Below are 7,508 nucleotides of genomic sequence, written 5' to 3' on the forward strand. Positions count from 1 at the left end.
GCGGACGTCGATCGCGGTTCGCGATCCTACTGACAACCACTGACACGGGCGGGCGGTAGGGTGCCGGAGGTACGCGTGAGCAGTTGCGAATACGCCCAGACAAAGCGGGCAATCGACGCGGTTCGGAACGTGCGCCTTCCCTGGAATCCGCCCGGAAGGGCGAGTGTGACCGGCCCCGCGAGCCGCACCGCGCAACGTACACAAAGTCTTTACAGAGCAAGGGGGAACAGCAGGTGAGCATGACGGCCTCCGCGCCGGCCGGCCGAGCCGGGGCAACGGGCACGCGAGCCCCTGCCGCGGCAGGCACGGGCCTCGGCTTCTGCCGCGTCACCATCGTGGCGCCCGACAGCCGCATCGACGTGGCGCTGCCCGACGACGTACCGGTCGCCGACCTGTACCCCGAGATCCTGCGGCTCTCCCAGCAGAGCCCTGCCGAGGGCGCCCCCGTCGGCTACCACCTCGTACGCCGCGACGGCACGGTGCTCGACAGCGCCCGCTCCTTCGCCGCGCAGCGCATCCTCGACGGCGAGCTGCTCACGCTGCGCCCCTTCTCCGAGTCGCTGCCGCCCGCCGTCTACGACGACGTCTCCGAGGCCGTCGCCTCCGCCGTCACCAAGGACCGCACCCTGTGGAGCGGCGACCTCACGCGCGCGGCGGGCCTCGTCGCGGGCGGCGTCCTGCCCGCCCTGATCGCCTTCGTGGCCTGGAGCTCCGAGCTCCGCCACGACATGCACAGCCTCCAGGGCATCCTCGCCGCCATCGCGGGCGTCCTCCTGGTCACCCTGGCGTGCGTCCGCGCGCGGGTCTACAACGACCGCGGCTCGGCGGTCGCCCTCGGCCTCGGCGCCCTGCCGAACATCGCGGTGGCGGGCTCCGGACTCCTCTCGCTCTCCGAGGGCCAGGGCATCGGCCGCCTGCAGTTCCTCCTCGCCTGTGCGGCGGTCCTGGTCGCCTCCGTCGTCCTCACCCTGGTCTCGCCCGGCGGCGACGGCCCCTTCGTGGCGTTCGTCTTCGCCTCCCTGATCGGGCTGCTCACCACCTTCGTCGCCAACCTCACCGACCTGAAGCCCATCGAGACGGCCGCCATCTGCGCGCCGCTCGCCGTGAGCGCCCTGGCGTTCCTGCCCGGCCTCTCCATGCGCTTCGCCCGCCTGCCCATCGGCTTCGCGGCGCCCAACCAGGCACGCGCGGGCTACGACACCACGAGCGAGACCGCCGACCCGCACGAGGCCGTCGACGCCGAGCGCATCGCCGCCCAGGCGCGGCGCGGCCACGAACTGCTCGTCGGCCTCGTCGGCGGCTGCGCCCTCGTCTCCGTCGGCGCGTCGATCGTCCTCGGCTTCTCCAGCAACGTGTGGGGCCAGCTCCTCGCCCTCGCCACCGGCATCGCGATGCTCATGCGCGCCCACCTGTTCCGTTACACCGCGCAGGTCGGCGCCACCCTCGCGGCGGGCCTCGCCGCCCTCGTCTTCCTGGGCCTCGGCCTCGCCCTGCACCCCCCGATGGACTACGTGCGCGAGGCGATCATCAAGCACGACACCACCTCGCTCGACATCCGCACCGTGTGGATCGCCGCCGCCATCGGCGCGGCCGCCGCCCTGGTCACCGCGATCGGCCTGATCACCCCGCGCCGCGGCGTCACCCCGTTCTGGGGGCGCTTCCTGGAGATCGCCGAGACGTTCGTCCTGCTCACCCTGATCCCGCTCGCCCTGGCCGTCTTCGACGTCTACGCGTCCGCGCGCGCGATGACGAGCTGAATCCCGGGGCACAGGGGGACCCGTTCGGAGGCGCTCCGAGCGGCTGGTACGCTGTGTGACGGCCGCTTGTGTACGCGCCCCCTAGTACGTGATTAGAGGGCAGCGCCCAGCGGATCCCGCCTCCGAGTTACGGAAGCTCCCCTGAGATGTAGACCAGGGGCGCTCGGCGGCCTTGAAACCCCAGAGGAGTACGCGTGTCGCTCGACGCCGCTACGAAGAAGCAGATCATCGCCGAGTTCGGCCAGAAGGAGGGCGACACCGGCTCCCCCGAGGTCCAGGTCGCCATGCTCTCCCGCCGTATCTCGGACCTGACCGAGCACCTCAAGACGCACAAGCACGACCACCACAGCCGTCGTGGTCTGCTGATCCTGGTCGGCCAGCGTCGCCGCCTGCTGCAGTACCTGGCCAAGAAGGACATCCAGCGCTTCCGTACGCTGGTCGAGCGCCTCGGCATCCGCCGCGGTGCCGCCGGCGCCCGCTAGAGCAGCGTGAAGGGGAGCGGTTCCCACTTTCGAGGGGGCCGCTCCCTTTGCCGTACGTGCGCACTGTCACCGACGCTTTGTACTCTGGTGACGTACGAAGAGGAGAAGCGCACCATCGCCGCCGCCGGTCCTCGGTAGTGGCCCCCGGAGACGCACGAGGATCCCCGGGAGCTTCGATCGAAGACCGGCCCGCATTCACGGCGCGCTTCTCCGTTCCGTCCCACTGCCACACGGGCAGCAGTGGACAAAAGACGTAACAGACGAAAGTAACGGAGAATTTTTAGTGGAGAACGAGACCCACTACGCCGAGGCCGTCATCGACAACGGCTCCTTCGGCACCCGCACCATCCGCTTCGAGACGGGCCGCCTCGCGCGCCAGGCCGCCGGCTCCGCCGTCGCCTACCTCGACGACGACACCATGGTGCTCTCGGCCACCTCGGCCTCGAAGAACCCCAAGGACAACCTCGACTTCTTCCCCCTGACGGTGGACGTCGAGGAGCGGCAGTACGCCGCGGGCAAGATCCCCGGCAGCTTCTTCCGCCGCGAGGGCCGCCCCTCCGAGGACGCGATCCTCACCTGCCGCCTGATCGACCGCCCGCTGCGCCCGTCCTTCAAGAAGGGCCTGCGCAACGAGATCCAGGTCGTCGCCACGGTCATGGCGCTCAACCCCGACCACCTGTACGACGTCGTCGCGATCAACGCCGCGTCCGCGTCCACGCAGCTCGCGGGCCTGCCCTTCTCCGGCCCGGTCGGCGGCGTCCGCGTCGCGCTGATCAGCGGTCAGTGGGTCGCGTTCCCGACCCACACCGAGCTGGAGAACGCCGTCTTCGACATGGTCGTCGCCGGTCGCGTCCTGGAGGACGGCGACGTCGCGATCATGATGGTCGAGGCCGAGGCCACCGAGAAGACCATCCAGCTGGTCCAGGGCGGCGCCGAGGCGCCGACCGAGGAGGTCGTCGCCGCCGGTCTCGAGGCCGCGAAGCCCTTCATCAGGGTTCTGTGCAAGGCCCAGTCGGACCTCGCTGCGAAGGCCGCCAAGCCGACCGCCGAGTTCCCGATCTTCCTGGACTACCAGGACGACGTCCTCGAGGCCCTGACCGCCGCGGTCAAGACCGAGCTGGCCGCCGCCCTCACCATCCCGGGCAAGCAGGACCGCGAGGCCGAGCTGGACCGCGTCAAGGGTCTGGCCGCCGAGAAGCTGCTCCCGCAGTTCGAGGGCCGCGAGAAGGAGATCTCCGCCGCGTACCGCTCGCTGACCAAGTCCCTGGTCCGTGAGCGCGTCATCAAGGAGAAGAAGCGCATCGACGGCCGTGGTGTCACCGACATCCGCACCCTGGCCGCCGAGGTCGAGGCCATCCCGCGCGTGCACGGCTCCGCCCTGTTCGAGCGCGGCGAGACCCAGATCCTGGGCGTCACCACGCTGAACATGCTCCGCATGGAGCAGCAGCTCGACACCCTCTCCCCGGTGACGCGCAAGCGCTACATGCACAACTACAACTTCCCGCCGTACTCCGTCGGTGAGACGGGCCGCGTCGGCTCCCCGAAGCGCCGCGAGATCGGCCACGGCGCGCTCGCCGAGCGCGCGATCGTGCCGGTCCTGCCGTCGCGCGAGGAGTTCCCCTACGCGATCCGCCAGGTCTCCGAGGCGCTCGGCTCCAACGGCTCGACGTCGATGGGCTCGGTCTGCGCCTCCACCATGTCGCTGCTGAACGCCGGTGTGCCGCTGAAGGCCCCCGTCGCCGGTATCGCCATGGGTCTGATCTCCCAGGAGATCAAGGGCGAGACGCACTACGTCGCCCTGACCGACATCCTCGGCGCCGAGGACGCGTTCGGCGACATGGACTTCAAGGTCGCCGGCACCAAGGAGTTCGTGACCGCGCTCCAGCTCGACACGAAGCTCGACGGCATCCCGGCCTCCGTCCTGGCCGCCGCCCTCAAGCAGGCCCGTGACGCCCGCCTCCACATCCTCGACGTGATGATGGAAGCGATCGACGTCCCGGACGAGATGTCCCCGAACGCCCCGCGGATCATCACCGTCAAGATCCCGGTGGACAAGATCGGTGAGGTCATCGGCCCGAAGGGCAAGATGATCAACCAGATCCAGGAGGACACCGGCGCCGACATCACGATCGAGGACGACGGCACCATCTACATCGGTGCCGCCGACGGCCCGGCCGCCGAGGCCGCCCGCGCCACGATCAACGGCATCGCCAACCCGACCATGCCGGAGGTCGGCGAGCGCTACCTGGGCACCGTCGTGAAGACGACGACGTTCGGCGCGTTCGTGTCGCTGCTCCCGGGCAAGGACGGTCTGCTGCACATCTCGCAGATCCGCAAGCTCGCCGGCGGCAAGCGCGTGGAGAACGTCGAGGACGTCCTCGGTGTGGGCCAGAAGGTCCAGGTCGAGATCGCCGAGATCGACTCCCGCGGCAAGCTCTCCCTCATCCCCGTCGTCGAGGGCGAAGAGGGCGACGAGGCGAAGGACGACACCGACAAGTGACGTCTCGTACCACCAAGGCGACGGCCCGCACCTCCTCGGAGGCGCGGGCCGTCGCCCGTACCCAAACCCTGATCAAGGGCGCGAACGGCGCCGGGACGGTCCGCAGGACCACTCTTCCGAGCGGTCTGCGCATCGTCACCGAGACGCTGCCCTCCGTCCGCTCGGCGACCTTCGGCATCTGGGCGCACGTCGGCTCCCGCGACGAGACGCCCGCGCTCAACGGCGCGACGCACTACTTGGAGCATCTGCTCTTCAAGGGCACGTCGCGGCGCAGCGCCCTCGACATCTCCGCCGAGATCGAGGCCGTCGGCGGCGAGATGAACGCCTTCACGGCGAAGGAGTACACGTGCTACTACGCGCGCGTGCTCGACAGCAATCTCCCGCTCGCCATAGACGTCGTCTGCGACATGCTGACCGGCTCCCTCATCGCGCAGGAGGACGTCGACGCGGAGCGCGGCGTGATCCTCGAAGAGATCGCGATGACCGAGGACGACCCGGGCGACTGTGTGCACGACCTGTTCGCGCACACCATGCTCGGCGACACGCCGCTCGGCCGCCCGGTCCTCGGCACGGTCGACACGATCAACGCGCTCGACCGGGGTCGGATCAGCCGCTTCTACAAGAAGCACTACGACCCGACGCACCTGGTCGTCGCCGCCGCGGGCAACGTGGACCACAACAAGGTCGTCCGCCAGGTCCGCGCCGCTTTCGAGCGGGCCGGCGCCCTGGACGTCGAGCCCGCAGCCCCGGTCGGCCCGCGCACCGGCAGCAAGACGCTGCGCGCCGCGGGCCGCATGGAGATCATCGGCCGCAAGACCGAGCAGGCCCACGTCATCCTCGGCATGCCGGGCCTCGCCCGCACCGACGAGCGCCGCTGGGCCATGGGCGTCCTCAACACCGCGCTCGGCGGCGGCATGTCCTCGCGCCTCTTCCAGGAGGTCCGCGAGAAGCGCGGCCTGGCCTACAGCGTGTACTCGTACACCTCGGGCTTCGCGGACTGCGGCCTGTTCGGGGTCTACGCGGGCTGCCGCCCGAACCAGGTGCACGACGTCCTGAAGATCTGCCGCGACGAGCTCGACCAGGTGGCACAGGACGGGCTCAGCGACGACGAGATCAGCCGTGCCATCGGTCAGCTCTCCGGCTCCACGGTGCTCGGCCTGGAGGACACCGGCGCGCTGATGAACCGTATCGGCAAGAGCGAGCTGTGCTGGGGCGAGCAGATGTCCGTCGACGACATGCTCGCGCGCATCGCCGCGGTGACCCCGGACGAGGTGCGCGAGGTCGCACGCGACATCCTGGGACGGCGCCCGTCCCTGTCGGTCATCGGCCCGCTCAAGGACAAGCAGGCCGCACGCCTGCACGAAGCGGTCGCGTAAGAACTCTTCGCTCTCATCGCTGAAAGAAACGGGAAGAACATGAGCAAGCTGCGCGTGGCGGTTCTCGGCGCCAAGGGCCGCATCGGCTCCGAGGCCGTACGGGCCGTCGAGGCCGCCGAGGACATGGAGCTGGTCGCGGCCCTCGGCCGGGGCGACAAGCTGGACGCCCTCACCGACGCGGGTGCCCAGGTCGCGGTCGAGCTGACCACGCCGGACTCCGTGATGGAGAACCTGGAGTTCTGCGTACGCCACGGGATCCACGGCGTCGTCGGCACGACGGGCTGGACGGAGGACCGCCTCGCGCAGTTGAACGGCTGGCTCGCCAAGTCGCCGGAGACGGGCGTGCTCATCGCCCCGAACTTCTCCATCGGCGCGGTCCTCACCATGAAGTTCGCCGAGGCCGCGGCACCGTACTTCGAGTCCGTCGAGGTCATCGAGCTGCACCACCCCAAGAAGGTCGACGCCCCCTCGGGCACGGCCTCCCGCACCGCCCAGCTGATCGCCGCCGCGCGGGAGAAGGCGGGCAGCGCCCCGCAGCCCGACGCGACGGCCACAGCGCTCGACGGAGCGCGCGGCGCGGACGTCGACGGCGTCCGGGTCCACTCGGTGCGCCTGCGCGGCCTCCTGGCCCACCAGGAGGTCCTCCTGGGCGGCGAGGGCGAGACGCTGACCCTGCGCCACGACTCGCTGCACCACAGCAGCTTCATGCCGGGCATCCTGCTCGGCGCCCGCAAGGTCGTCACCACCCCCGGTCTCACCTTCGGCCTGGAACACTTCCTCGACCTGAACGGCTGACCGGCGGCAATGCGCGCGAAAATCACCTACGCGGTCACGGCCGCCGTCCTGATCGTCTACTTCGTCCTGGCCGGCGAACGCGGAGTCATGCTCATCGGGCAGGGCACCGCGCTGACGATCACCTTCGGCGTCGCCGTCCTGATCCTGCCGCTGATCGGCGTCTGGTTCCTGTGGGCGAACACCCAGTTCGTCCGCAAGGCCAACCGGCTCGCCGAGCTCCTGGAGGCGGAGGGCGGCCTGCCCGTCGACGAGCTGCGGCGCGATCAGTACGGCCGCATCGACCGCGACTCCGCCGACGAGGTCTTCCACCGCCGCAAGGCCGAGACGGAGGACGCGCCGGGGGACTGGCGCTGCTGGTTCCGGCTCGCCGTCGCGTACAAGGACGCGCGGGACACCCCGCGCGCGCGGAAGGCGATGCAGCGCGCGATCGCGCTCCAGGAGGGGCGCGCGGCCTGACACGAGAGAGGGCCGCGTGGCCTGTCACGAGAGAAGGGGCCCGCACCGTCGGCGTCGTGGGCCGCCGTGCGGCACGCGTCCTCGTCCGCTCCGGCCTCGCGCCCGGCGAGCACGAGCGAGGCGGCGAGCCGTTTGAGGTCCC

Annotated in this window: 6 protein-coding genes and 1 pseudogene; 6 read left to right on the plus strand and 1 reads right to left on the minus strand. The window is 70.4% G+C overall.

Annotated features, from left to right (window positions below; all coding sequences use genetic code 11):
- Positions 1-239: 239 nt before the first annotated feature.
- The 6 genes from eccD (at position 240) to ABZ877_RS37740 (ending at position 7,366) form a co-directional block, all read left to right on the plus strand.
- The gene (gene eccD / locus ABZ877_RS37715) at positions 240-1,757 is read left to right on the plus strand and encodes a type VII secretion integral membrane protein EccD (protein WP_361080793.1); all 1,518 of its coding nucleotides are present in this window, start codon (positions 240-242) and stop codon (positions 1,755-1,757) included.
- 194 nt (positions 1,758-1,951) lie between these two features.
- Positions 1,952-2,239 carry a 30S ribosomal protein S15 gene (rpsO, locus tag ABZ877_RS37720; RefSeq protein ID WP_361080795.1) on the plus strand — a complete coding sequence of 96 codons (288 nt, stop codon included), beginning with the start codon at positions 1,952-1,954 and terminating at the stop codon, positions 2,237-2,239.
- 283 nt (positions 2,240-2,522) lie between these two features.
- On the plus strand, positions 2,523-4,739 hold the full coding sequence (locus tag ABZ877_RS37725; protein WP_361080797.1) for a polyribonucleotide nucleotidyltransferase: 2,217 nt from the start codon (positions 2,523-2,525) through the stop codon (positions 4,737-4,739).
- Positions 4,736-6,115: a pitrilysin family protein gene (locus ABZ877_RS37730; RefSeq protein WP_361080799.1), complete on the plus strand. Its 1,380-nt coding sequence runs from the start codon at positions 4,736-4,738 to the stop codon at positions 6,113-6,115. The genes ABZ877_RS37725 and ABZ877_RS37730 overlap by 4 nt, the downstream gene beginning before the upstream one ends.
- Positions 6,116-6,154: 39 nt before the next feature.
- Entirely contained in the window at positions 6,155-6,910 is a 756-nt protein-coding gene (dapB, locus tag ABZ877_RS37735) for a 4-hydroxy-tetrahydrodipicolinate reductase (protein WP_361080801.1), read from the plus strand.
- Positions 6,911-6,919: 9 nt separating this feature from the next.
- The gene (locus ABZ877_RS37740; protein WP_361080803.1) at positions 6,920-7,366 is read left to right on the plus strand and encodes a hypothetical protein; all 447 of its coding nucleotides are present in this window, start codon (positions 6,920-6,922) and stop codon (positions 7,364-7,366) included.
- Between the two features lie 41 nt (positions 7,367-7,407).
- On the opposite strand, the pseudogene ABZ877_RS37745 reads toward ABZ877_RS37740, so the two are convergent.
- Positions 7,408-7,508 (minus strand): annotated as a pseudogene (locus ABZ877_RS37745) (DUF2252 family protein); the annotation flags it as partial.

It is taken from the genome of Streptomyces sp. NPDC046939 (assembly GCF_040644575.1).
Lineage (GTDB): Bacteria > Actinomycetota > Actinomycetes > Streptomycetales > Streptomycetaceae > Streptomyces.

Bases quoted from the DNA above. Each gene is read 5' to 3' on its own strand.
- eccD (WP_361080793.1), top strand. From the start codon at position 240: ATGACGGCCTCCGCGCCGGCCGGCCGAGCCGGGGCAACGGGCACGCGA.
- ABZ877_RS37740 (WP_361080803.1), top strand. From the start codon at position 6,920: ATGCGCGCGAAAATCACCTACGCGGTCACGGCCGCCGTCCTGATCGTC.
- dapB (WP_361080801.1), top strand. From the start codon at position 6,155: ATGAGCAAGCTGCGCGTGGCGGTTCTCGGCGCCAAGGGCCGCATCGGC.